Genomic DNA, 21,082 nt, shown 5'->3' on the forward strand with positions numbered 1-21,082 from the left:
ATTGGTTGGTTTACCCAGCGAACAAGGAGTGGTGATGGAACTCAGCGAGGCAATGCGGTCGACCGGGACGTGCCGTTACTTCAGCGACAAGCACGTCAGCGACGAGGTACTGCGTCAGGCCTTCGACAACGCCCGATTCGGCCCGCAGGGCGGCAACCGTCAGCCGGTGCGCTGGGTGGTGGTGCGCGATGCCGAGACCAAGAAGCGGCTCGCCGAGCTGTATCTGCCCTACTGGGAGGCCTACTACGCCGCCATCGTCGACGGGTCCAAGGCGGTGGGTGCCGTCCCCAAGACCATCGAGAGCGCCAACGATTTCGCCCATCACCTCGCGGACGTGCCGGTGATGGTCGTGGTCTGCGCGGAGATGGAAGGCCTACATCCGACGGACAACGAGTTGGGCCGGCTCAGCGTGGTCGGCGGCGCGTCGATCTATCCGACCGTTCAGAACCTGACCCTCGCCCTGCGTGAACAGGGCGTCGCGTCGGCGCTGACCACCCTGCTCTGCGCCGAGGAACCCGCCGTCAAGGAGCTGCTGCACATTCCCGACGGATTCATCACCGCCGCCCACGTGGCGGTCGGCTATCCGCGGGATGGATTCCCCCACAAGCTCACTCGTTCACCCGTGGAGGAGATCGCGTACCTGGACACGTTCGACACCCCGATGTTCGCATGAGCGCCCCGACGAGTGTGCCGCCCCGCGGCCTCACCCCTGCACAGTCGTCGATGCTGGGGCGGGCGACCATCGGCGATCAGCTGCGCCGGCTCTCCCAAACACAGGCGGCCAAGCCGGCGATCGTGTCGTACTCCGCTGACGGCACCCGCCACGCGACGACCTACGGCGAACTGAACCAGCTCGCCAATCGTTTCGCCCACGTCCTGGAAGGACTGGGCGTCGGCCGCGGTGACGGCGTCGCGGTGATGGGCCGCAACAGGGTCGAGAACGTGGTCGCCTACTACGGCGCACTGAAGATCGGCGCCTTCTACTCAGGGATCAGCCCGCTGTTCGGCAAACGTGAGATCGCCCAGCAGATCGAGCATCTCGCGCCGTCGGTGCTGGTGGTGGCGGCCGAGAACGCCGCCCTCGCCGCTCCGATCGCCACCCGTGCGGACGCCCGTGTCATCGTGATCGGCGAGTCCCCCGACCCAACGTGGAGTTCCTTCGACACCGTGGTGAGCGAAGCATCGGCCGACGAGCCCGTCGCCGACGTCGACGAGCACGACCTCGCGATGATCGTCTACACCAGCGGCACCGAGTCGGCGCCCAAGGGTGTGGAGATCGCGCACCGCAATTACCTGATCTCCACCGCCCCGGCCTACACGTGGGGGCTGCGATGCCTGCCCGACGATGTGTGGCTCTATGTGATGCCCTTCCACACCATCGCCGGTATCGGGTCGCTCACCTCGCTGACCCTGCTCGGCGCCACGCTGGTACTACCGGCCTCCGTCGATCCGGGTGAATCGCTGCGGGTGATCCGCGACGAGCAGATCTCGGTGCTCGCGCAGACCCCGACGTTCTACATCGCGCTGGCCAATCACCCCGACTTCGGTCCGGAGACAGTCGGTTCCGTGCGTCGCTGCCTCACCTACGGCGGCCAGGTGTCACCGTTCGCAATCGACGCGTGGGCCGACGCGACACCGTCGTCGGTGTGGGGTACCTACTGGGGTCAGTCCGAACTCACCCAGCTCGGCTCGGTCGGCTGGTTCACGCGGCTCGAGGATGTGCCCGACCATGATCCGACCTGGATCGGAAAACCCGTCGGACATCTGGAGATCCGCGTCGTCGACGCCAACGGTGACGATGCCGCCGAGGGCGAACTGCTGTGCCGGACACCGTCGGTGATGCTCGGCTACCACAAGGATCCCGAGCGGACCGCCGCAGTGCTGGCCGACGGCTGGGTCCACACCGGCGACATCGTCCGCATCGACGACGACGGCAATCTGTTCTTCCGGGATCGCCGCAAGGACATGATCAAGACCGGCGGTTACAACGTGTCGTCACAGGAGGTGGAACGCACCCTGCAGAGCCACCCGGATGTGCTGCGAGCGGCCGTCGTGGGTTTGCCCGACGACTACTGGTCGGAGGCGGTGACCGCGTTCGTCGTCCTGCAGGACAATGCGACGGCGACGGCGGATGACCTGCGCGCCTTCTGCCGGGACGACCTGGCCTCCTACAAGATCCCGAAGGCTATCCACCTGGTGACCGAGCTGCCCACCGACCCGCAGGGCAAACTACTCAAGCGGGAGCTCCGGAGACGCTACGGGAAGGGCTGATGGGGATGGACGACGCGGCGCCGGCCGAAACCGATGCGCGTGCCGAGGGGCGTGGGGTCCGGCGCGCGGTGCGCCGCGACGAGATCGTGGCCACCGCCGCAGCGTATTTCGCCGAGCACGGATACAACAACGCCGGGATGCGCGATATCGCCCAGGCCGTCGGGATCAAGGGTGCGAGCCTCTACAACCACTTCCATTCCAAGGAGGAGATCCTCTACGCCATCGCGTTGCAGATGACCAAGGACCCACAGGAACATCTGCTGGTTCTGGATGAGGAGGGCACACCGGCCCAGCGGCTGACCCGACTGGTCGAGATCCATGTCCGGCATCTGGCCCAACACCGGGTGGAGCACCTGGTGTCGTTGCGGGAACTGTCGGCGCTGCTGCCGGAGCATCGGGCGGTGGTGACCGACTACCGCAAGTACTACCAGCGTCGGGTGCGTGACGTGATCGCCGCCGGCGCACGGGCCGGACAGTTCCAGGTGCGCGATGCGGGACAGTCGGCGATTGCGTTGCTGGACTTGATGAACGGGATCAGCTGGTGGTTGCACGACGACCAGGACGTCGATCAGCTGGTTGCGGATTATGTGGATTTCGGGGTGAATGGGGTGCTGCGCTACGCGGGCCACGACGGGTGACCCGCGCAGCGCAACCGCACCTCACGCGACCCAGTTCGCGGAACTGACGGTTGTGGCGGCACTCTTGTCCACAGTGCCGGCGGCATGAGCCAACACGATCACACTCGTGAAGCTGTCGTCGTGGTCGGTACTGGTGAACGAGAATCGTGTGAATGCGCTGGCCACACCATCGCCGCCGCTGATCCCGAAGCCACCGGACTCGAACCCGGCACGTCTGGGTACGCCGAGGAAAAAGGTCTTGATCTCTGTGTTCGGAGGCAGGCCCGCGACCTTCACTGTCATATCCACGCCGGTCTGAGTTCGTACGGGAGTCACCCCGATCGAGGGTGAACTCACCAGTTTGACTGCACGCCAGTGGGTTCCGGTGAACACTCCCCCGGTTTGCGGCGCCAGCCCCACGGTCCCGTCGGCCGTCCGGCCATCGAGAAACACGTTGGGCGACGGAATCGAACCCAGACACTTGAACGCGACGGCGTCACCGCCGACGGATCGCACCTCCCACCGGGTGCCGGTGAACTCTCGATACTGCTGAGGCGCCAGACCCACCGTGCCGGCGGCCGTGACTCCGTCGAGCAACCTCGGACCCGACAGCGCTCCAAGACAAATCAGACGTAGGCCGCCGTCCTGCAGGTCGACTGCGACCCATCGGGCGCCGGTGAACGGGGCTTCGGTGTTCGGCGACAACCCGACAGTCGCATTGGCCGTTCGTCCGTCGAGAAACCGTGATGTCCCGGGGCCTGTGCCCAGGCATTCGAGCGAGAATGCGCTACCAGTTGTGATGGACATTGTTCCAACCTTTCTATCAATCGACAGGGTGGAATCAGTGTCAGCGATGACGCAATCGCGTTCACGCGTAGGGAACTACGCGTGTACTCCTCCAAACAGAGTCGGAAGTGGCCGAGTAGCTGCCCGCGGCACCATTCGCCTCCCGCGGAGTATTCGCCCAAACGAATGACACCACCGCCTCTGACCTGGGCGTACCCTGATCCCAACTTCATGAGCAAGGTAGAGGTGAGCGTCATGGCCGATGAACGCGACCACGATCACGATGACTACTACGGCGAGCTGATTCCGCCCGCCCCGCCGATCCGCCGTTGGGAGGATCCCGGAGACGACGACGAGGTGCTGCGTTATCGATCCCCCGAGACCTTCCTCGACAAGGTGTTCCGAAGAGACCAGTAGTGCCGTCAAAGCCTGTCGCCGCGATCTACACCAAACACGTCAGCGACCTCCTGGCGGGCGAGTACGACCGTCGTAAGGTGCTTGAGTCACGCGGCGATTCGATCATCAAGACGAGCGCCGCACTGATTGCGCTGATCGCCGCCATCACCGTCTATGTTCTCGGCAAGGACTACGTTGTCACGAACCACTGGCAGTCGAAGTGGGTTCTGGTCGCTTCCCTGGCATGCTTCGTCGTCTCGTCCTTCATCGCCATCTTCATCCAGAACTGGTCACTCAAGCTCACAGTCACCGGCGAGAAGACCCTGAACGGGATGACCGAAGACCTCTGGGACCTGGACGAGGAGACGGCCGAGAGGATGGTCCTGCGACGGCTCGTCCTGTCCACGATCAGTCTGCGTCAGGGCAACAAGTCGAAGGCCACAGCCGCGCAATACGCCGTCATCCTGCAAGTGGTCGCCGTCGGATTGTTCGCTACCGCATTCGTGTTCGAGTTGCTGGGGTGAGGAACCCGTGACCCTTCCCGAGATCGACATCGCGCGCATCCGCCGGTGGTGCCGCGACCGGGTGCCCGAGGAGTTCTGGGATCAGGTACGCATCGAATGTGACGTCGCCGAGCGTCACGCGACGATTGTGGAGACGCGCCCTCCGTGGGACGGCTCGGACGCACCCTGGACCCGGGCCCCGATCGCTCGCTTGCACGACACGACGTCGACGGGCCGGTGGACGCTGTACTGGCGTGACCGAAACCTGAAGTTCCACAGGTACACCGACCTGCCGCCCACCGACAATGTGCAAGCCCTCCTCGATCACGTCGCCGACAGCGGAGATCCGATCTTCTTCGGCTGAGCGTTCAGAAATTCTTGCCAGAAGCATCCGCCAAACCTCTTGCGCATCCCTTTCCTGTCCCTTAAACTCGAACGTACGTTCGACCGCGAGCCGATCAGGGGGAGGTGTAGCTCATGGATTCCGACCGACCGACATCCGACGATTCACACTCCGAGGTGGTGGCGCTGTACCGCGAACTGCACGACGTCCTGGATCGGATCGCGCAGGTCGACACCACGCCGGCCTCGGATGTGGAGGTCGTGGAGGTGGCCGACGCGCACGAGCGTGCCGTTCGTCGGATGAGTGGCTTGGGCCATCACCGCTTGATGGATGTCTCCGATCGAGGCGCCTTCACCAAGTTCGGGTATCGAAACCTGACCGATTTCCTCGGCGACCGCCTCAAGATCAGCGAGCCGCGCGTGCGACAGCGACACACCGCTGCCCTGGCGCCGAGATTTTCGATGCAGGGCGAGAAGATGCCTCCCACCTGCCCGAACACCGCCCAGGCGCTGATCGACGGCGCGATCAGTGTTGATCACGTCGACATCATCCTCAAGACGTTGCACCGGATTCCGGCCGCGCTGCCGGTCGCGGTCAGCGCCGCCGCCGAAGCCGAAATGGCCGACATGGCAACCAAATACTCCACCGATGCACTCATCGAGATCGGCAAACGCATCCTCGGCCACGTCGACCCCGACGGCACCCTCACCGACGACCGCGACCGCGCCCGGCAACGTCGACTCGGTGTGGGCAAACAAGACATGCAGGACATGAGCAAACTCGCCGGCCTGCTGGACCCGAAGACCCGAGCCATGCTCGACGTGGTCTTGGCCAGCTGGGCAGCTCCCGGCATGAACAATCCCGCCGACGACACCCCACTGGTCGGCAGCACAGACGACGTCGTCGATGCCGAACAACTGCGCCAAGCCGTCGAACGCGACCACCGCTCCCAGCCGCAACGCAACCACGACGCACTGGCCGCGCTGCTGCGCCACGCCCTTGATGGCGGCATCCTCGGAAACAGCCACCGCGGACTGCCGCCGCACCTGATCATCAAGATCACCGAATCCGAACTACGCGAACGCGCCGGCGTCGCCACCACCACCAGCGGCGCACGCCTGCCGATCAGCACCCTGATCGAACTGGCCGCCCACTCCCAGATGCACCTGGCCGTGTTCGCCGACCACACCGGCGAACCGCTCTACCTCGGCACCGCCAAACGCCTGGCCAACCAAGCCCAACGATTCATGCTCTTCGCCCACGGCGGCGGCTGCTCCTGCCCAGGCTGCACCCGCGCCTTCGACACCGTGGAAATCCATCACGCCGAACGCGACTACGCCGACGGCGGCACCACCGACATCAACACCCTCACCCCCGCGTGCGGACCCCACAACCGCATGGTCGGCACCAAACCCGGCCAATACACCACCGACATCATCAAAGACGGCCCCAACACCGGCCGCGCCCAATGGACACTGAACACCGACGGCACCACACCACCAAACCCACCACGCATCAACGAACTACCCTTCATCGGCGAACTCTTCGAACGACGCCTCCGAGAACACACACCCGACCGAAACCACCCGGGCACCCCACTGCAGACGATCATCGACGAGATCAACCAGACCCGACCCCAGACAGACCAACCTGCACGCACGCCCACTCACCGCACACCCGGGGAGATCATCGCGAACGAACTGCTCCGCCGACTCATCGAACGCGATCGCGGCAACCATGCCGTCGCGAACGGATGGACCATTTGCCAATCCGGGCCCGAGGGTTATGACCTCGCGCGATGAATCGTCGGTTCACATCCGTCGCTCGATCAAGCGCGGGTCACCGACCGCCGTAATCGAATCGCGCCGCATCCAACTGCTTCACCAACGCCGGCTCCAACACCTTTGCCGCGGTCGCGGTCAGATGCGAGTCGTCGCGGTAGAAGAGGATCTTGTTGCGCGCAGGGAGACACAGATTGCCGTCGCACAGCAGGTCGTTGACACCGATCGTGAGGATGTCGCGACTGCGGCCCTGCGCCTGTTGTTCGAGGATCGGCTCGATCCGGGTGAACCCGTCGAGCGGGAAATCGCATTTGTGCCAATTGTCCAACGCCCCCGACATACAGTCGGCCACTTGGAAACCCGGGTACGGGGTGTCGGCGATGTACACGATCTTCGCCTTCGTGGCACGCAGCGTGGTGAGCGTGTCATTCCACGCCGTCTCCGCCTGAGCCTCGTTCGGCACATAGGTCGACAGCGACGACACGAAGATGATCCGCGGCGCCACCGCCGTGATCTGCTGCAACGCATCCGCCCGCCACTGCGCACAATCAGGCTTCGCATACGGGTCGGGCACCCGACCTCGCGGCTTCAGATCCTGCGCCGGACACGCCGCCTTGGTGAACTGATGGATCCGCCAACCATGCGTGGCACCAATGGTGCGGATCGCCTCTGACCACTGATCGGCGTGACTGTCGCCGAACAGCACCACCGGAATCCCGCCCACCGGACCGAACGTGCAGTCCACGTCCGGCGACAGATCACCCACCGGGATCAGACACTCATGCGGCGACGGCCGGTCGTCGTAGGCCTGAAAAGGGTTCGGCACCACGGCACCCGACGGGTCCTTGTTGTCCACTCCGAACACCGACTGATAGGTCAGCGCGGCGTTCGCGACTGTGTCGCGGCTGGCGATCTGCACCACGATCACACCCGTCGCCATCGTCGCGACCAGCCCGACCACCACCCCGGTGACGCCCACCGAGATCGAGGCCGACGCATTTCGTCGGAGCTCACGGTGCGCGATGATCGGCTCCTCGAAGAACATCGTCGACGCGGTGGCGATGCCGAGCGCCACCAGCGAAACAGCGAGAAGCGCGGGCCACGAATGGTTGCCGGTCGCGGTTTCGAACAGCACGATCGCCGGCCAGTGCCAGAGATACCAGGCGTAGGAGACGCGGCCGAGGAACTTCAGCGGTGGGGTGGCGAGGAGGGTGGCGGGGGTGAGGGTTCGGGGTGCGGGGTCTCGATACGCTGCCTCGCCTAGCGGCTCGGCCGCTACTCGACCAGCGGAAGGCAGCTCGGCGGCTACTCGACCAACGGAAGACGCTCGACCAGCGGAAGGCGGCGCGGACGCTCGACCAGCGGAAGACGCTCGACCAGCGGACGGCAGCGTCGCGATCAACTGGCCCGAGGCGATCACCAGCGCTGCGCCCATCGTCGGGAGCAGAGCCGCGGTGCCGGGATAGGGCGTGTGGGCGTTGATCTGAACAGCGGCGACGACGATCGCGGCAAGGCCGAGCCAGCCGATCACGACGGCAACCACCATGGCCAGGCGCGGCGACTTCCAGCGCAGTGCGAACAGCGGCGCCGCGACGGCGATCAGGCCGCCGACGCCGAATTGCCATGCGCGGCTGTAGGTGGCCATGTAGGCGCTGGACGGGTCGGTGGGGGTCAGCCGGATGGCCACCACCAGCGACGCCACCGTGATCGCGCCGATCACCAGGCCGACCAGCATCCGCATCGACAGCGCCTGCCGCAGAGCCGTTTTCGACGCCAACCAGGCCGCGCCGAACACCAGCAGCGGCCACACGAAGTACAGCTGCTCCTCGATCGACAACGACCAGAAGTGCGTCGCGAGACTGCCGTCCATCGCGCCGGCCAGATAGTTGGCGTTCTGGGAGATGAAGTGCCAGTTGGCCAACTGCGCGGCGGCGGCGAGCAGGTCGATGGCCTGTTTGAACACCGACAGCAGCGGCATGAACAGCACTGCCCCGATGATCGACACCACGATCACCAGTGCCGCCGGCGGGATGATGCGACGGGCCCGTCGTGCGTAGAAGCCCTTGAACGACAACGTCCCCGTGCGCTCGTACTCGCGGACGAGCAGCCGGGTGATCAAGAAACCGGAGATGACGAAGAAGATGTCGACGCCGACGAATCCGCCGGTCACGAACGGGACGTGTGCGTGGAACAGCACCACCAGCAGCACCGCGATGCCGCGGAGCCCGGCGATGTCGTCGAAGAACGTCGGTGGCGGCGGCTGCACCGGGATGCGGTCGGTCGGCGCCTCCGACAATGCCGTCACGGGGCGGTCCACGGCACCATGATGTCGAACCAGCCCACCGCGAGCGCCGCGATGAACACGATCGCACTCGTGTAGCCGACCACCTCGAAGACCGTGATGCGATTCCAGTTGGGCGCCGTCGGACGCTGCTCGGTGCGTGCCGGGCGGAACGCGTCGTCGTCGGCCGCACGATGTCGTGGCAATCGGACCGGCACCGCGGACGTCTCCGGCGCCGACGTCACGCTCCCCCGCCCCGACCGCAGGATCTTCACGAACTCCACCAGCAGCGGCGCCGTCAGATACGTATAGGCGATGACGAATCCGACCATCATCCAGAACGCGGCCAGCCCGTAGACGAGCACGTCACGCACGATCACGACCCAGAACACCAGCAGCGATCCGCCGAGGGCGAGCGTGCCCAGCCGCGCGATCGACCGGGCCAACGAATTGCTCTTGCCGACCGCACCGGTGGGCACCCAGCCGATCTCACGGCCGATGATCTTGTGCCAGATCGCGATGGTGTGCGCGTAGCTGTAGGCGATCTGGATGCGCAGCACCTCGAACCGCCACCGCGTCCGCGACACCAGCGGGAACAACACCACGTACACCCAGAGGCCGAGCAGGAACGGCACCAGCTGCTGCGGCCGGACGTCGTCGGGGAAGAACGCCGCCATGATGATGCCCGGCAGGAACAGCAGAAAGACGTTCATCGCGGTGGTGAAGTAATAGAACACGCCCGCCCACTGGGCGAGGCGTTGCCGGACCGTCGGCCGCACAGGTGTGTCGATGTCGTGGTTGCGCAGCCGCGACAACGACCCCTGACACCAGCGGTACTGCTGATTGAGGAAGCCGGCCAGGTCCGACGGGCACAAGCCCCGCGACAACACGACCGGGACATAGCGGATCGCGTAACCGGCCTGCTGCAGATGGCGGCCGGTGTGCAGGTCCTCACTGTGCTCGATCGCCGCGAAGCCACCCACCCGATTCAGCGCGCCACGCCGATAGACCGCTGAGGTGCCCACACAGTTCGCTGCGCCGATCCGGTCGCGGGACGGCAGCACCCACCGGTAGAAGAACTCCTGCGTCGCACCTGCCGTCCGCTGGATCCAGCCCATCGCATCGGTGGTGGCGAATGCCTGCGGACTCTGCACGATCGCGACCTGCGGGTCGTCGAGATAGGGCACGAGGTGGCCGAGGAAGTCGGGGCGCGGGCAGAAGTCGGCGTCGAAGATGACGATCAGCTCGCCGGAACTGATGGTGCAGGCGTGCCGCAGATTGCCGGCCTTACGCAGGTGCCCGCGGTCGGGGCGCACCACGTATCGGAATCCGTGGGTGTCGGCGAGCTCGCGCACCTCGTCGCGGGCGGCGTCGTCGAGGACGAACACCGTGCGCCGCCCCGGCCAGGCCATGGCGTGCACGTGACGGTAGGTGGCGCGCAGGATGTCGAGGCTCTCACCGCAGGTGGGGAGGAAGATGTCGACGGATGGAAAACCCTTCTCGCCGGGCTGCCAGTCGGCGACGCGCTCCTGATGCGCCTGCCAGGTGATGCGGCGTCTGTTCATCCCCGTGAGCGTCGAAAGTGTGGTGCCAATCACATTTGCGGCAAGAACAATGAGCGCAATCCACAGCAAAGGATGTGCCCGGGCAAATGCGATCATCGACCAGCCGACAAGAAGAAAAGCGGCAATCAGAAATAGCTGAATCCACCGCATTTGTGGGCCGAGATATTCGTAGACCGTCTCGTCGTCTGGGGCCGATACCGCGAATGGATCCTGTTCGGGTGCAGGCGGTTCCGCGTGGGCTCGTCGCAGTGGCCGAGTAGCCACCTCGGGCGCTGCGACCTCGGTGTTCTCGAGGGCATCCGTCGTCGAGTTGGGTCCCCCGATAGTCAACTCCACGAGACAAGAATCGTTGACCATCCCGATCTGCGCAAACCGCAGAAGATACACGGAATTGAATTCGGACCCGGCCTCGCGGTTGCCGATACGAGGTCAACCGCTACCGTTCTCCTGTGAAAATCCGGCGCCGGCGCATCGGTGCGGCCTGTGTGGTGGCCGCACTGCTGGTGTGCTCGGCGTGCTCCGAACAGGGCGCGGGCGGGTCATCGGAGTCGTCATCGGTCACTGCGGTGCGGGCCGAGACGCCTGATGGTCAGGGTCAGGTGGTGACCTCCGAACCGGGCCTCGACGCGTGGCAGTCGTTCCTCGGCGGACATCCGAAAATCACCCGAATGGTGTACCGCTCGACATCCGGGATCGATGAGTCGTCGACGACGGTCAGCGGCGCGGTCTTCGTGCCGGGCGGCGACGCACCGGAGGGCGGCTGGCCGCTGATCGCCTATGCGCACGGCACCACCGGCATCACCCGTGACTGTGCGCCGTCGGATCAGCCGGGCATGTTCGGCGACCTCGCGGCGGTCCGGGACTTCCTGAACGCCGGATATGCCGTGGTCACCACCGACTATCAGGGCCTCGGGGAACGCACCCGCAGCGCGCCGCATCCGTATCTCGAGCCCCGCACCGCCGCCTACAACGTGATCGACGCGGCCCGTGCGGCCCGGTCGATCGACTCTGCCATCGGTCAGCGGTGGCTGGCGGTCGGCCGGTCGCAGGGCGGCGCGGCGGCGTGGGCCACGGGCGAGGAGTACGCGTCCTACGGGTCGGGCAGCGGTGACCTGGTCGGCGTGGTCGCGGTCGCTCCCCTGCTCGACGCCACGTATCTGGTGTCCGAGGCGCAGGACGGCCGACTCTCGGTGGCACAGCGTTTTCTGTATCCGCTCCTCGTGCAAGGGGTGGCCCAGGCCGACCCGAGCATCCGGCCCGACGACCACATACACACCGCCGATGGCACCCAGCCGAGCTTCTCGTGTGCGTCCGGCAAGACCGCGCTCGCCGGCGAGCCGACGCTGCTGCCGTCGGATTCGTTCACCGCCGTCACGCCGGCGGCGGCACAGCGGCTGACCGCGGTGGTGCAGGGATTCGCTCTGCCACAGAACCCGACGAAGGTGCCGATCCTGGCCGTCTACGGCAGCATCGACGACGTCATCCCACCAGATGTAATGCAAGTCACACTGGCACGAGCGTGCTCAACGGGCGACCGAATCGTGCGTGTTCGTCGTGAGGGACAAGGACATTCACTGGATCCGGGGCCCATCATGGCGTCCTGGATGCATGAACGCCTGGCGAATCAGTCGGCGCCGACTGATTGCTGACCGATTCGCACCTACTCGCTGAGAAACCAGTCACTGTTCACCGCTAAGGTGACACGGTTGGATCCTGCTAGTGCAAAGACTCGCTGCAGGTCGGTGAATTGGTTGTGGTTGGTTCTGGATCGGGGAGTGTGCGCGGCATGCCGAATGTTGTGAAGCGGATCTGGGGGTCGGCGCCGCTGTGGGCGTGGATCGTCATGGGTGTCTGTGTCATCGTGCTGGTCGTCGGTTTGATCATCTCCGGCAACCGCACCGCCCCGACGACGTCGGCGGCCACCGAGTCCACGCCGGTCGCCAGTTCGGCGATGCAGACCCCGGCGACCGCGAAGTTCGTCGACGACGCCAAGGCCAACCCGAGCACACCGAAGACCCTGGTTCTGCTGGGTGATTCGACCGGCGCCGCCCGCGACGGCTGGGCGCCCGCACTCGGCCAGTCGATCAGCTCGTCGCTGAACCGGCCGGTGGCCACCAAGTACTGGAACACCTCGACCGGCGACTACGGCGCGATGGTCGGCCTCGGCGACGGAACCAACGGCGCGGTCGGCTTCTGGAATGCCAGCGCGTCGGGCAAAGACGCCGACTACACGCTGCAGAACCTCGACAAGATGATCAAGTCCGACGTCACCCCGGACCTGATCCTGCTGAACTTCGGCCACACCGAGGACACCACCAAGCCACTCGCCCCGCAGCTGCAGCCGTTGATCGCCGAGCTGCGCAAGCGCTACCCGGACGCCGACATCGCCGTCATCAAGCAGAGTCCCGCACAGGGGTCGGATTCGGCGGCGCAGCTCGAGGGCTTCGCCTCCGCGATGGATGCGGAGGGCATCCAGGTGATCGACGTGAACTCCGCGTTCCCCACCGACCCGACCAAACTGTCCGCGGTGATGCGCGACAGCGTCAACCCCAACGCGGCCGGCCAGCAGCTGTGGACGAAGACCGTTCTCGCGGCGTTCGGTCTGCCCGAAGCGCAGTAGGCGCGGGGCCATCGTTCACGCCTGGGAGCAGCCGTGATCCCGCCCGAGTTGTTCTATGGGCTGATCATCCTCAATCTGTTGTTCGTGACAGGTGCCTGGTGTCTGGCGCGGCCGTCGGTGGCGGCTGCGATCGTGCTCGTCGTGGTCTCGGTGGCGTGGGTAGTCGGCAACGGCCCGATCGAGGGTCACGTGCTGTTGTCCTATAACCACCGACACGGCATCACGGAGTCCGATCTGCTGGCGGTGGCCGGATTGGTGATCGCCGCGGTCACGGTGCGACGAAGCCGCACACCGCGCCGACACTCCGGCAGGCGATGAGGCCGGCGATCCGACCTCGGCGGGCACGCCGACTTCTTCTCCTCGGCCTGGCGATCCTGCTTGCCGTCGTCGCGACTGTGTACGTCGTCGTCGGGCAGCGCCTGTTCGACGAGAACCATTCCGACGAGCTGCGGCGCGTCGACGCGATCGTGGTGCTCGGCGGCGAGCATGACGGCCGCGAGGACTACGGTCTCCTGCTGGCGCGCGACGGCTATGCCCACACCGTGGTGCTGTCGAATCCGTACCCGCGCGACGACGCGACCATGCAACGCGTCTGTCGGTCGACGCAGCAGATCGAGGTGATCTGCTTCGCACCGAATCCGTCGACCACGCGCGGCGAGGCGATGTTCACTCAGGAGTTGGCACGCAAACGTCACTGGTCCGACGTCATCGTCGTCAGCTGGCGCTACCACCTGTTCCGGGCACGCTACATCTTCGGTCAGTGCTTCGACGGGAACGTCGTGATGCGCAGTGTCCCCAGGCTGTACTCACACAACCCTCTGGTTCGCGCGCACACCTACGCGTATCAGTACGGGGCGCTCGCCAAGGCGGCGGTGCTCGGGTGTGACACGAAGACTCCACCCCAGGCTGCGGACGATCGCAGGGTTGGCTAGCATTACGCGTCAAGAATGACCGGTCGGGGGGACTGTGGTGAACACATCAAGAACAGTGAATGTACGTCCGTGTGAGCGGATGAGTCGGCGATGAGCTCGGGAATGTTCGGCTGGGACCGCATTCACGAAGCCTCCCGCAGCCAGGCAACATTGCTCATCGCCGAACTCGAGCGGATCGCCGACGATCTGGTCATCCGGATCGAGTCCGCCGGACGCGGCCACGCCGTCGCCGAGCGCAAGGAACTCGAAGAGGTGCGCGGGTACGTGCGGCGGTTGAGCGAGAGCTATCTGTCGAAGGGCGCGTAGGGCGGATCGGCGGCTTTTCCGGGTCTGCCCGATCGGCGGACGGCGCTAGAATTTTGTCTGTGCTCGTCGCGGAGTTGATCGTCATCGTGATAGCCGTCGTTCTGGTGACGTCGGTGTTGCGGTGGGACCACCGTCGGCGTCTTGTCACGCCCTACATCACACATCCGCCTCCGAAACCTGCGAACGAGCGCGACGAGGGACGCTACTGGTCCTATGTTGAACTCCAGTACCAACGCGTCGCCGCACATGAGAGCAATCGGCTCCAGGTCAGCAGTTTTGTCATCGCGGCCTCGATCTTGGCGCTGGGATTGATCGCGAATTCCTCGGACCAGGGCGTCAAGGTCGTCGCGAGCGTCGGCGTCATCCTCACCAACGTGATCGCGATGGTCTTCTCGGCGAACTCGCGACGCTGGGTGAAAGTCCATCAAACCCGGGCGTCCCAGGCGCTCGAAGCCGTCTCGCCGCAGCTCAAGGCACTCCAGGAGAACGTCGACACCTCCTTCGGACTGGACATGGACAGCAGTCGGCGCAACGCACTGATCCGCGGCAACACTCTGACGAACGCCCTGCACGCGACGTTGGCATTGATCGCTGCGTTCGTTCCGCTGTGGAGCTGAGAACCTCTACGCACGGCGGCCACCAGGATTATTGAGACACATTGCGCCACAGCCATTCTCGCATCACTCCGCGGATAGCTCCCCGGAACCTGCCCTGAGGGTGCGGCGGCGTCTGTGCGATCGTCGATCTGTGTGCATGAAATGATCACCCGGTGGCAACCCCAAAGGAGTGGATAGAGGGCGGACGTCCGCGGACACTGCCGAACGCGATCGCCCCGGTGGTCGCCGGTACCGGCGCGGCACTGCGACTCGGCTCGATCGAGTGGTGGAAATTCCTGCTCGCGCTCGTCGTCGCGCTGGCCCTGATCATCGGCGTCAACTACGCCAACGACTACTCCGACGGCATCCGCGGCACCGACGACGACCGTGTCGGGCCGATGCGGCTGGTGGGATCTGGGGCGGCGAGTCCTGCAGCGGTGAAGCGGGCCGCATTCATCTGCTTCGGCATCGCTGCGGTCTGTGGTCTCGCTCTCGCGCTGACGACCGCCTGGTGGCTGATCCTGGTCGGCGCGGTTTGCATCGCCGGCGCATGGTTCTACACCGGCGGCACACGCCCCTACGGATATGCGGGTCTGGGTGAGATCGCAGTGTTCGTGTTCTTCGGTCTGGTCGCGGTCCTCGGCACCCAGTTCGTGCTCGCCGACGAGATCGACTGGGTCGGCCTGGCCGCCGCGGTCGGCGTGGGCAGCATCTCCTCCGGGGTGCTCGTGGTCAACAACCTCCGCGACATCCCCACCGACACCGAATCCGGCAAGGTCACCCTCGCGGTTCGCTTCGGCGACAAGAAGACCCGCATCCTGTTCGGGACACTGCTGACCGTCCCACTGATCATGAGCCTGGTGTTGGCGATCGCCACCCCGTGGGCACTGCTCGGCCTGCTGGCCGCCCCGCTGGTGTGGCTCGCGTACAAGCCCGTGCGGGCGGGCGCGGTCGGGCCGGGGCTGATCCCGTCGCTCGGTGGGACCGGGCAGGCGATGTTGCTGTGGGCGGTGTTGACGGCGGTCGGGTTGGTGCTGGGCTACTGAGCGATGGTGTGACGCACGCTGTACGGGTTCTCGGCGCGCTGCTGTACCAGCCGGACCTGCCGGTCGCGCCCGCCGTCGATGCTCGCGGCGACCTCGTTGAGCGTGATGTAGCCGTCCTCGATGGCCCGGACGAGCAGCGCGATCTTGGAGTTGGCCGGTCGGCCTGCTTCGCGATACTTCGCGCGGATGCGGACCAGGTGGGTGCGAACCGTGGCATCGGAGATGAACAATGCCCGGGCTATCTCGCGCAACGGTTTGTCGGCGACCCAGCGGACGAGGACGTCCACCTCACGATCGCTCAGCACACGCAGCGGAAAGGGGTCCCGCACATCCGGGTTCATCATCGTCATGCTCCTCGCGTCACGTCCCCCGACGATGACGTTACGGATCGCAATCAGGACGAACCAGACACTACTTTCCGTGCCCCCGGGTCTGGGGGCACGCTTAGCTGAACAAACGAACGCTACCCGTCTGGTCGATCTCCGACCGGACGCTGCGGCCATCGGGACGGCGGTGCAGCACCGACGCCGCTATCGAGCGATGCGGCGGCGCCACCCGCACGAAGACCTGTCCTTCGCGCGCATCGGCCAGCACCGACGATGCCAGTCCACTGACGGCCGACGCGACGCGCGGGTCGATCTGGATGTCTTCGGGCGCCTGGGTCGCACCGGCCCGGGAGTCGTCGATGAACACGACCTCGACGCCTTGCGTGCGGGCCTGGTAGGCGGGTTCGTCGAGGTCGAGCGTGGACATCAGCGGCGCACGCAGCCGATCGCGCAGATGCGCCTCCAGCAGAGCGCATTGGATGCGCTCCTCGGTGCTGAGCTCGTCGCCGGACGCGATCCGTTCGAGCATCGGCCGGGCCAGGTTGTCCAGGAACCGCACCTGGTTGGCGCGTTCGTCGGCGGCCGCCGCCTCGGCCGACAGTCGCGCCACCTGCGTGATCGTTTGGGCGCGGAGTGCGAAAACGGCTTTGGCGGTGGGGCGCAGGGTAAACGAGAACAGCGCCGCCATCGTCAGTGGTGCCGCATCGATCGCGACCACGGTCGCACCGCTGAACAGGGGCTCCCCGAAGTGATATTCCCAGGCGGCGAACACGATCGCCTCCCCGGCCAGACCCAGCCACGGCGCGATCAGCCGGCCTCGGACACACATGAAGCAGTAGACGGCGACCGCCCCGCCGTGGGTCCACACCACCATCACCGACGACGCCACCGACACCGGCATCACCGACAGCGCACAGATACTGGCGACCGGGCCGGACGCGGCCAACAACGCGGTTGCACCCAACGGCAGCGGATCGCCCGGAACCATCACGATCGCCACCGCCGCGGCCGATATGACGAGTCCTCCGGCGATCAGCGGCCAGGCCGCCGAGGCATGCCCCATGGCGTAGCCGACGGCGATCCACGTCGAGGCGAGGAAGGTGCCGACCACCAACCATGCGCCCGTTTCGCGCATCCCCAGGAGATCGCGCACGTCCTGACGCTGCGTCGCCTCCACGTCCGGCGCCGTCATTGTGTCCACTCCACACTCACCCGGGTGCCCTCACCGCTCCCGGAGTCGACGCGGGCGGAGCCGCCGTCGACCTTGTTCATCCGACCCAGGATGCTGACCGCGATGCCGAGCCGCGACGCGGGGACATGCGACGGATCGAAGCCGACACCGTCGTCGACGATCTCGGCCCGCAACGATTCCGCACCGGTGGTCACGGTCACCGATGTGGTGGCGTCCGGACCGGCGTGGCGCAGGCTGTTGCGCACGGCCTCGGCGGTGGCGGCGGCGATCGCGGACACCGCCGTATTGGGATAGGAGTCGGAATGGACGCCGTCGCGCACGGCGACCCGTTGCGACGGATTGATCAGGCTCACCGCGGCCCGCACCCGGCTGATCGCCTCGAGCGCGGACACCTCGGAACGGCTTTCGCCGGCCGCCGCCTGCGCCACCGCGGCCAGAGCGGTGCGTGCGTTCTGGGCGAGTTCGGGCGAGGCACCCTGCCGCGACGCCAGCAGCAGGGTGGACATGACGTTGTCGTGGGTCAGCGCATCGAATCGGCTGCGTTCGTCCGCCCGCGCATTCGCGGCCGCGGCCTCGGCGGTGACCTCGAAGGCTTGCGCCCGGGTGGTGTCGAGGATGCCGGCGGTGCGGATCGCCATGACCGCGGCGGCAACGAAGATCAGCGAGAACGAGATGGACCATGCGACGTCGGGTAAAGGTGGCCCACTGGCCCCGGGGGCGCGCATGTGTTGACTGATCACCACGGTGGCGGCGCTGATGATGCCGAGATAGCCGAAGGCGAACACCGCCCGGAAGGCCAGCGCCGCCGCGATCGATGCCAGGCCCGGGAACTGCGCGAACCAGATGCCGCTGTCGGTGCCCAGACGCTGCCCGTTCCATCCGAACCACCACAGACCGACCGCGATGGCATAGCCGCAGGCCGCCGACGCCGCGAAGAGTCGGATGTTACGGATGCCGGCGTGCCAGCTCATCGGTCCCATCGCGACACCGGTTCCGAAGATCAAGACGACCGCCAGGACCGTCCACCAGGTGTCCATGAGGGGCAGCGACTTGGCGATCATCGGGATGGTCATCACCGCGTAGGCCGTGTACCCGACGGAGACGAACACCGACATCAGTCGCAGGATCCGACGGCCCGCGTACGCGTCGCGCTCGTCGTTGACCCCGTTCACCGGCGAAAGCGCCGCGGTATGGGCAGCCATCCATCCTCGATCGCACGCTTGTAGAGGTCGGTCTTTGTTGGTGCCGGTCGGCCGGCCGTACTGTAGCGTCCGCGAATACGGTTCACATAGTCGGTGACGGTCTCGGTGGAAATGTCCAGTTCTTTGGCGACTCTGGCCGATGATTCCCCGGCCGCATACAACTCCAACACGCGACGTAATTGCGGAGAGAGATCGACGAATCCGGGATCGGAATCGATCGCTGCCGCCCAGTCGATGCCGGGCACCGTGTCGCCGGCCAAAGCCAGCCGCATCGCCGAGAGCAACTCGGCCTCGCGAGCGTTCTTGCGCACCACACCCATGACGCCGGCGCTCGCGGCCTGACGGACCATGTACATCTCGTCACCCGAGGTGTACACGAGCGCAGGTATCCCGGCCTGCTGCAATGTCTCGATATTGGTGATCGGCGAGGTGCCGTCGCCGAGTCTGAGGTCGAGCAGAACGAGGTCGAGATCAGAGGTCACCGCGAGCAGCGCGGCCACTGTCTCGGCTCCCGCCACCAGCTCCATGTCCGCCTGCTCGTCGAGCGTGGCCCTCAATCCCCGGACGATCTGTTCGTGGTCGTCGACGACCCCTACGCGCCACACATTCCGAGGCGTATTGGTCATACGTCCCATCATCGCTTACTTGTCGGACAATGGTGCACCGAAACCGCGCTATGCCATTCATTCTTGCGAATGAATGGCGCCCAAAACATGATGTCGCATTTGTTATGAAATTGTTGCCGCAATCCCATTCAACGCCCCGACTTCGGCATTTCCGTAGGACGCAGCGCCCACCCCGGCACCCAATGGGTCACTTTCTCCTGACGGTCTTTTGCAACGATGGTGTAGGTCACCTTGCCGTACCACTCGCCCCACTCCGACCGCGCCCACGCCGTGAGCACTCCGAGATGAATGGAACGGATCTGCAGGCCGTCGGGAAAGTACTCACCGTTGTGATGCGGGGTCTGCGGGTAGAGCGCATTGAGATCGATGAGCACCGCTTTGTGGCCGACCGGAAAGTACACCGGCCGGCGCGGCTGGCCACTGTCTCCACCGATCCACTGCATGCCCACCCTCGAACACTAGTTCGAGGGTGGGCATGAGCTCAAGCGGGCGTCAGACTCCGGCCGGCGCCTCCGGCAGGCTCGCCAGCACGGCGGCCTTGAGGGCCTCGGCGGTGGTTGCCGACTCGATCACCGCGCGCGACGCTTCGTCGGCGCGGTCGATGATCCCGATCAGCAGGTATTCGGGACGTAACCGCTGGTCACCGCGCTCGCGCGCGATCTCCACGGCCCGACCGAACGCCTCGCGGGTCTGCGGTGCGAAACGTGGCCGCGATCCGCGGCCGCGAGGGCCCCGCCGTCCACGTCCGGGCTCCCAGGGACCCTCGTCATTGCCGAACGGGCCACCCGGGCCGAATGGGCCGGGACCGAACGCACCGGGGCCGAAAGCCTCGCGGTCGAACCCTTCGGGACCTTGCGGACCCCAGCCCGACCCGAAGCCGTCGGGTCCCCACGGTCCACGGCCGCGGTGCGGTCCGTGTCCATGGCGGTGGCCACGCCCGCGACCGCGGCCACGACCGTCGGGCCCTTCGCGCCCGTCCGGCCCTCCGCGGCCACGACGTCCCTGCCAGCGATCCGAGCGTTGCGCCCAGCCCTCGGACAGGTCGTCGCCGAAGCGGCCACGGACCGCCTCGCGCACCTTGTCGAGGTCGATGCCGATGCTGCGCAGGGCATCTCGATCCTCTTCGTAGCGCTGCTGGGCCGACTCTTCGTCGGTCGCCGCAGACGCTTCTGTTTCGTCGTCGTGCTCGGAGTGGCACTTCTGCACTGCCTCGCGGGCGCCGGCCAGGGTCAGGCCCTGCTCGCCGAGCAGCGTGAACAGCGGACTCCGGGCGTTGCAGAGCATGCCCAGGATCAGGTGGTCATTTCCGAGCTGCCGGTGACCCAGGTCGCCGGCCTCTTGCATGGCGAATGCCATCAGCATTCTGTCGTCGCGGTTGAATCGCTCAAACATTGTTCGTGTCTCCTTCCGGTCCGCTCGCGCGGGCCTCACGGTGTGCATGTTTCTGATGCACGGCCTGGCGGCTGATCTGCAGAACCTCTGCGATCGACTGCCAGCTCCAACCGTTGGCGCGGGCATTGGCCACCTGGACGACCTCGAGTCGGTCGGCCAGGGTGCGCAACGCGCGGACGGCGGCCAGACCCCGGGCCGGATCGCCGCTCGCGGCATCGCCGGCGAGGTCGGCACCGGTGGTGTCGTCGTCGGCGAGGTCGCCTTGGGCTGCGGTCGGGTTCTGTTCGTCGTGCATGGTGTC

24 protein-coding genes are annotated in these 21,082 nt (G+C 66.0%); 14 read left to right on the forward strand and 10 right to left on the reverse strand.

Features of this window, described 5'->3' with window-relative positions; all coding sequences use genetic code 11:
• Positions 1–34 precede the first annotated feature (34 nt).
• Genes ACVT6V_RS27230 through ACVT6V_RS27240 form a run of 3 tightly spaced genes read left to right on the forward strand, consistent with a single transcriptional unit; the run spans position 35 to position 2,909 of the window.
• Complete coding sequence (locus ACVT6V_RS27230) at positions 35–673, forward strand: nitroreductase family protein (RefSeq protein ID WP_489897177.1); 639 nt, start codon at positions 35–37, stop codon at positions 671–673.
• On the forward strand, positions 670–2,271 hold the full coding sequence (locus tag ACVT6V_RS27235; protein ID WP_489897178.1) for a class I adenylate-forming enzyme family protein: 1,602 nt from the start codon (positions 670–672) through the stop codon (positions 2,269–2,271). The genes ACVT6V_RS27230 and ACVT6V_RS27235 overlap by 4 nt, the downstream gene beginning before the upstream one ends.
• A gap of 5 nt (positions 2,272–2,276) precedes the next feature.
• The gene (locus ACVT6V_RS27240; protein ID WP_489901034.1) at positions 2,277–2,909 is read left to right on the forward strand and encodes a TetR/AcrR family transcriptional regulator; all 633 of its coding nucleotides are present in this window, start codon (positions 2,277–2,279) and stop codon (positions 2,907–2,909) included.
• A 21-nt stretch (positions 2,910–2,930) separates the two neighbouring features.
• Here ACVT6V_RS27240 and ACVT6V_RS27245 read toward each other — a convergent pair whose 3' ends face one another.
• Complete coding sequence (locus ACVT6V_RS27245) at positions 2,931–3,695, reverse strand: hypothetical protein (RefSeq protein ID WP_489897179.1); 765 nt, start codon at positions 3,693–3,695, stop codon at positions 2,931–2,933.
• Between the two features lie 234 nt (positions 3,696–3,929).
• On the opposite strand from ACVT6V_RS27245, the gene ACVT6V_RS27250 reads away from it, so the two are divergent.
• The 4 genes from ACVT6V_RS27250 (at position 3,930) to ACVT6V_RS27265 (ending at position 6,718) form a co-directional block, all read left to right on the forward strand.
• Positions 3,930–4,091: a hypothetical protein gene (locus ACVT6V_RS27250; RefSeq protein WP_489897180.1), complete on the forward strand. Its 162-nt coding sequence runs from the start codon at positions 3,930–3,932 to the stop codon at positions 4,089–4,091.
• Complete coding sequence (locus ACVT6V_RS27255) at positions 4,091–4,594, forward strand: hypothetical protein (RefSeq protein WP_489897181.1); 504 nt, start codon at positions 4,091–4,093, stop codon at positions 4,592–4,594. The genes ACVT6V_RS27250 and ACVT6V_RS27255 overlap by 1 nt, the downstream gene beginning before the upstream one ends.
• A 7-nt stretch (positions 4,595–4,601) precedes the next feature.
• A complete protein-coding gene (locus ACVT6V_RS27260) occupies positions 4,602–4,937 on the forward strand; it encodes a DUF3024 domain-containing protein (RefSeq protein ID WP_489897182.1) in 336 nt (111 codons plus the stop codon).
• A 113-nt stretch (positions 4,938–5,050) separates the two neighbouring features.
• Positions 5,051–6,718, forward strand: coding sequence for an HNH endonuclease signature motif containing protein (locus ACVT6V_RS27265; protein WP_489897183.1), 1,668 nt, complete (start codon positions 5,051–5,053; stop codon positions 6,716–6,718).
• A 37-nt stretch (positions 6,719–6,755) separates the two neighbouring features.
• Here ACVT6V_RS27265 and ACVT6V_RS27270 read toward each other — a convergent pair whose 3' ends face one another.
• Positions 6,756–9,014 carry an acyltransferase family protein gene (locus ACVT6V_RS27270; RefSeq protein WP_489897184.1) on the reverse strand — a complete coding sequence of 753 codons (2,259 nt, stop codon included), beginning with the start codon at positions 9,012–9,014 and terminating at the stop codon, positions 6,756–6,758.
• Positions 8,999–10,879, reverse strand: a complete 1,881-nt coding sequence (locus tag ACVT6V_RS27275) for a glycosyltransferase family 2 protein (protein ID WP_489897185.1) — start codon at positions 10,877–10,879, stop codon at positions 8,999–9,001. The genes ACVT6V_RS27270 and ACVT6V_RS27275 overlap by 16 nt, the downstream gene beginning before the upstream one ends.
• 113 nt (positions 10,880–10,992) lie before the next feature.
• Between ACVT6V_RS27275 and ACVT6V_RS27280 the strand changes: the two genes are divergently transcribed.
• The 7 genes from ACVT6V_RS27280 (at position 10,993) to ACVT6V_RS27310 (ending at position 16,043) form a co-directional block, all read left to right on the forward strand.
• Positions 10,993–12,192 (forward strand): alpha/beta hydrolase, encoded by a 1,200-nt coding sequence (locus ACVT6V_RS27280; RefSeq protein ID WP_489897186.1) that lies wholly within the window; start codon positions 10,993–10,995, stop codon positions 12,190–12,192.
• Positions 12,193–12,329: 137 nt separating this feature from the next.
• Positions 12,330–13,163, forward strand: a complete 834-nt coding sequence (locus ACVT6V_RS27285; protein ID WP_489897187.1) for an SGNH/GDSL hydrolase family protein — start codon at positions 12,330–12,332, stop codon at positions 13,161–13,163.
• A gap of 33 nt (positions 13,164–13,196) precedes the next feature.
• The gene (locus ACVT6V_RS27290; protein WP_489897188.1) at positions 13,197–13,481 is read left to right on the forward strand and encodes a hypothetical protein; all 285 of its coding nucleotides are present in this window, start codon (positions 13,197–13,199) and stop codon (positions 13,479–13,481) included.
• On the forward strand, positions 13,478–14,095 hold the full coding sequence (locus tag ACVT6V_RS27295) for a YdcF family protein (protein WP_489897189.1): 618 nt from the start codon (positions 13,478–13,480) through the stop codon (positions 14,093–14,095). Before ACVT6V_RS27290 ends, ACVT6V_RS27295 begins: the two co-directional genes overlap by 4 nt.
• Positions 14,096–14,185: 90 nt before the next feature.
• Positions 14,186–14,401, forward strand: coding sequence for a hypothetical protein (locus ACVT6V_RS27300; protein WP_489897190.1), 216 nt, complete (start codon positions 14,186–14,188; stop codon positions 14,399–14,401).
• 59 nt (positions 14,402–14,460) lie between these two features.
• On the forward strand, positions 14,461–15,018 hold the full coding sequence (locus tag ACVT6V_RS27305; protein WP_489897191.1) for a hypothetical protein: 558 nt from the start codon (positions 14,461–14,463) through the stop codon (positions 15,016–15,018).
• A 152-nt stretch (positions 15,019–15,170) separates the two neighbouring features.
• Positions 15,171–16,043 carry a 1,4-dihydroxy-2-naphthoate polyprenyltransferase gene (locus ACVT6V_RS27310; RefSeq protein WP_489897192.1) on the forward strand — a complete coding sequence of 291 codons (873 nt, stop codon included), beginning with the start codon at positions 15,171–15,173 and terminating at the stop codon, positions 16,041–16,043.
• Here ACVT6V_RS27310 and ACVT6V_RS27315 read toward each other — a convergent pair.
• The 7 genes from ACVT6V_RS27315 to ACVT6V_RS27345 all read right to left on the reverse strand — a co-directional run bounded on the left by ACVT6V_RS27315 (position 16,037) and on the right by ACVT6V_RS27345 (position 21,076).
• On the reverse strand, positions 16,037–16,387 hold the full coding sequence (locus ACVT6V_RS27315; protein ID WP_489897193.1) for a response regulator transcription factor: 351 nt from the start codon (positions 16,385–16,387) through the stop codon (positions 16,037–16,039). The two genes, ACVT6V_RS27310 and ACVT6V_RS27315, sit on opposite strands and share 7 nt — an antisense overlap.
• A 100-nt stretch (positions 16,388–16,487) precedes the next feature.
• The gene (locus tag ACVT6V_RS27320; RefSeq protein WP_489897194.1) at positions 16,488–17,561 is read right to left on the reverse strand and encodes a DUF8320 family protein; all 1,074 of its coding nucleotides are present in this window, start codon (positions 17,559–17,561) and stop codon (positions 16,488–16,490) included.
• Complete coding sequence (locus tag ACVT6V_RS27325; protein WP_489897195.1) at positions 17,558–18,763, reverse strand: ATP-binding protein; 1,206 nt, start codon at positions 18,761–18,763, stop codon at positions 17,558–17,560. Before ACVT6V_RS27325 ends, ACVT6V_RS27320 begins: the two co-directional genes overlap by 4 nt.
• Complete coding sequence (locus ACVT6V_RS27330) at positions 18,730–19,389, reverse strand: response regulator transcription factor (RefSeq protein ID WP_489897196.1); 660 nt, start codon at positions 19,387–19,389, stop codon at positions 18,730–18,732. Before ACVT6V_RS27330 ends, ACVT6V_RS27325 begins: the two co-directional genes overlap by 34 nt.
• 128 nt (positions 19,390–19,517) lie before the next feature.
• Positions 19,518–19,832, reverse strand: a complete 315-nt coding sequence (locus ACVT6V_RS27335; RefSeq protein WP_489901036.1) for a hypothetical protein — start codon at positions 19,830–19,832, stop codon at positions 19,518–19,520.
• Positions 19,833–19,881: 49 nt separating this feature from the next.
• Positions 19,882–20,781 (reverse strand): ATP-dependent Clp protease ATP-binding subunit, encoded by a 900-nt coding sequence (locus ACVT6V_RS27340; protein WP_489897197.1) that lies wholly within the window; start codon positions 20,779–20,781, stop codon positions 19,882–19,884.
• Positions 20,774–21,076 (reverse strand): helix-turn-helix domain-containing protein, encoded by a 303-nt coding sequence (locus ACVT6V_RS27345; protein WP_489897198.1) that lies wholly within the window; start codon positions 21,074–21,076, stop codon positions 20,774–20,776. Before ACVT6V_RS27345 ends, ACVT6V_RS27340 begins: the two co-directional genes overlap by 8 nt.
• Positions 21,077–21,082 lie beyond the last annotated feature (6 nt).

It is taken from the genome of Gordonia sp. LMA167, assembly GCF_058130025.1.

Bases quoted from the DNA above. Each gene is read 5' to 3' on its own strand.
- ACVT6V_RS27250 (WP_489897180.1), top strand. From the start codon at position 3,930: ATGGCCGATGAACGCGACCACGATCACGATGACTACTACGGCGAGCTG.
- ACVT6V_RS27315 (WP_489897193.1), bottom strand. From the start codon at position 16,387: ATGATGAACCCGGATGTGCGGGACCCCTTTCCGCTGCGTGTGCTGAGC.
- ACVT6V_RS27300 (WP_489897190.1), top strand. From the start codon at position 14,186: ATGAGCTCGGGAATGTTCGGCTGGGACCGCATTCACGAAGCCTCCCGC.
- ACVT6V_RS27285 (WP_489897187.1), top strand. From the start codon at position 12,330: ATGCCGAATGTTGTGAAGCGGATCTGGGGGTCGGCGCCGCTGTGGGCG.
- ACVT6V_RS27235 (WP_489897178.1), top strand. From the start codon at position 670: ATGAGCGCCCCGACGAGTGTGCCGCCCCGCGGCCTCACCCCTGCACAG.
- ACVT6V_RS27330 (WP_489897196.1), bottom strand. From the start codon at position 19,389: ATGACCAATACGCCTCGGAATGTGTGGCGCGTAGGGGTCGTCGACGAC.
- ACVT6V_RS27325 (WP_489897195.1), bottom strand. From the start codon at position 18,763: ATGGCTGCCCATACCGCGGCGCTTTCGCCGGTGAACGGGGTCAACGAC.
- ACVT6V_RS27335 (WP_489901036.1), bottom strand. From the start codon at position 19,832: ATGCAGTGGATCGGTGGAGACAGTGGCCAGCCGCGCCGGCCGGTGTAC.
- ACVT6V_RS27340 (WP_489897197.1), bottom strand. From the start codon at position 20,781: ATGTTTGAGCGATTCAACCGCGACGACAGAATGCTGATGGCATTCGCC.
- ACVT6V_RS27295 (WP_489897189.1), top strand. From the start codon at position 13,478: ATGAGGCCGGCGATCCGACCTCGGCGGGCACGCCGACTTCTTCTCCTC.
- ACVT6V_RS27265 (WP_489897183.1), top strand. From the start codon at position 5,051: ATGGATTCCGACCGACCGACATCCGACGATTCACACTCCGAGGTGGTG.
- ACVT6V_RS27320 (WP_489897194.1), bottom strand. From the start codon at position 17,561: ATGACGGCGCCGGACGTGGAGGCGACGCAGCGTCAGGACGTGCGCGAT.
- ACVT6V_RS27345 (WP_489897198.1), bottom strand. From the start codon at position 21,076: ATGCACGACGAACAGAACCCGACCGCAGCCCAAGGCGACCTCGCCGAC.
- ACVT6V_RS27245 (WP_489897179.1), bottom strand. From the start codon at position 3,695: ATGTCCATCACAACTGGTAGCGCATTCTCGCTCGAATGCCTGGGCACA.
- ACVT6V_RS27240 (WP_489901034.1), top strand. From the start codon at position 2,277: ATGGACGACGCGGCGCCGGCCGAAACCGATGCGCGTGCCGAGGGGCGT.
- ACVT6V_RS27230 (WP_489897177.1), top strand. From the start codon at position 35: ATGGAACTCAGCGAGGCAATGCGGTCGACCGGGACGTGCCGTTACTTC.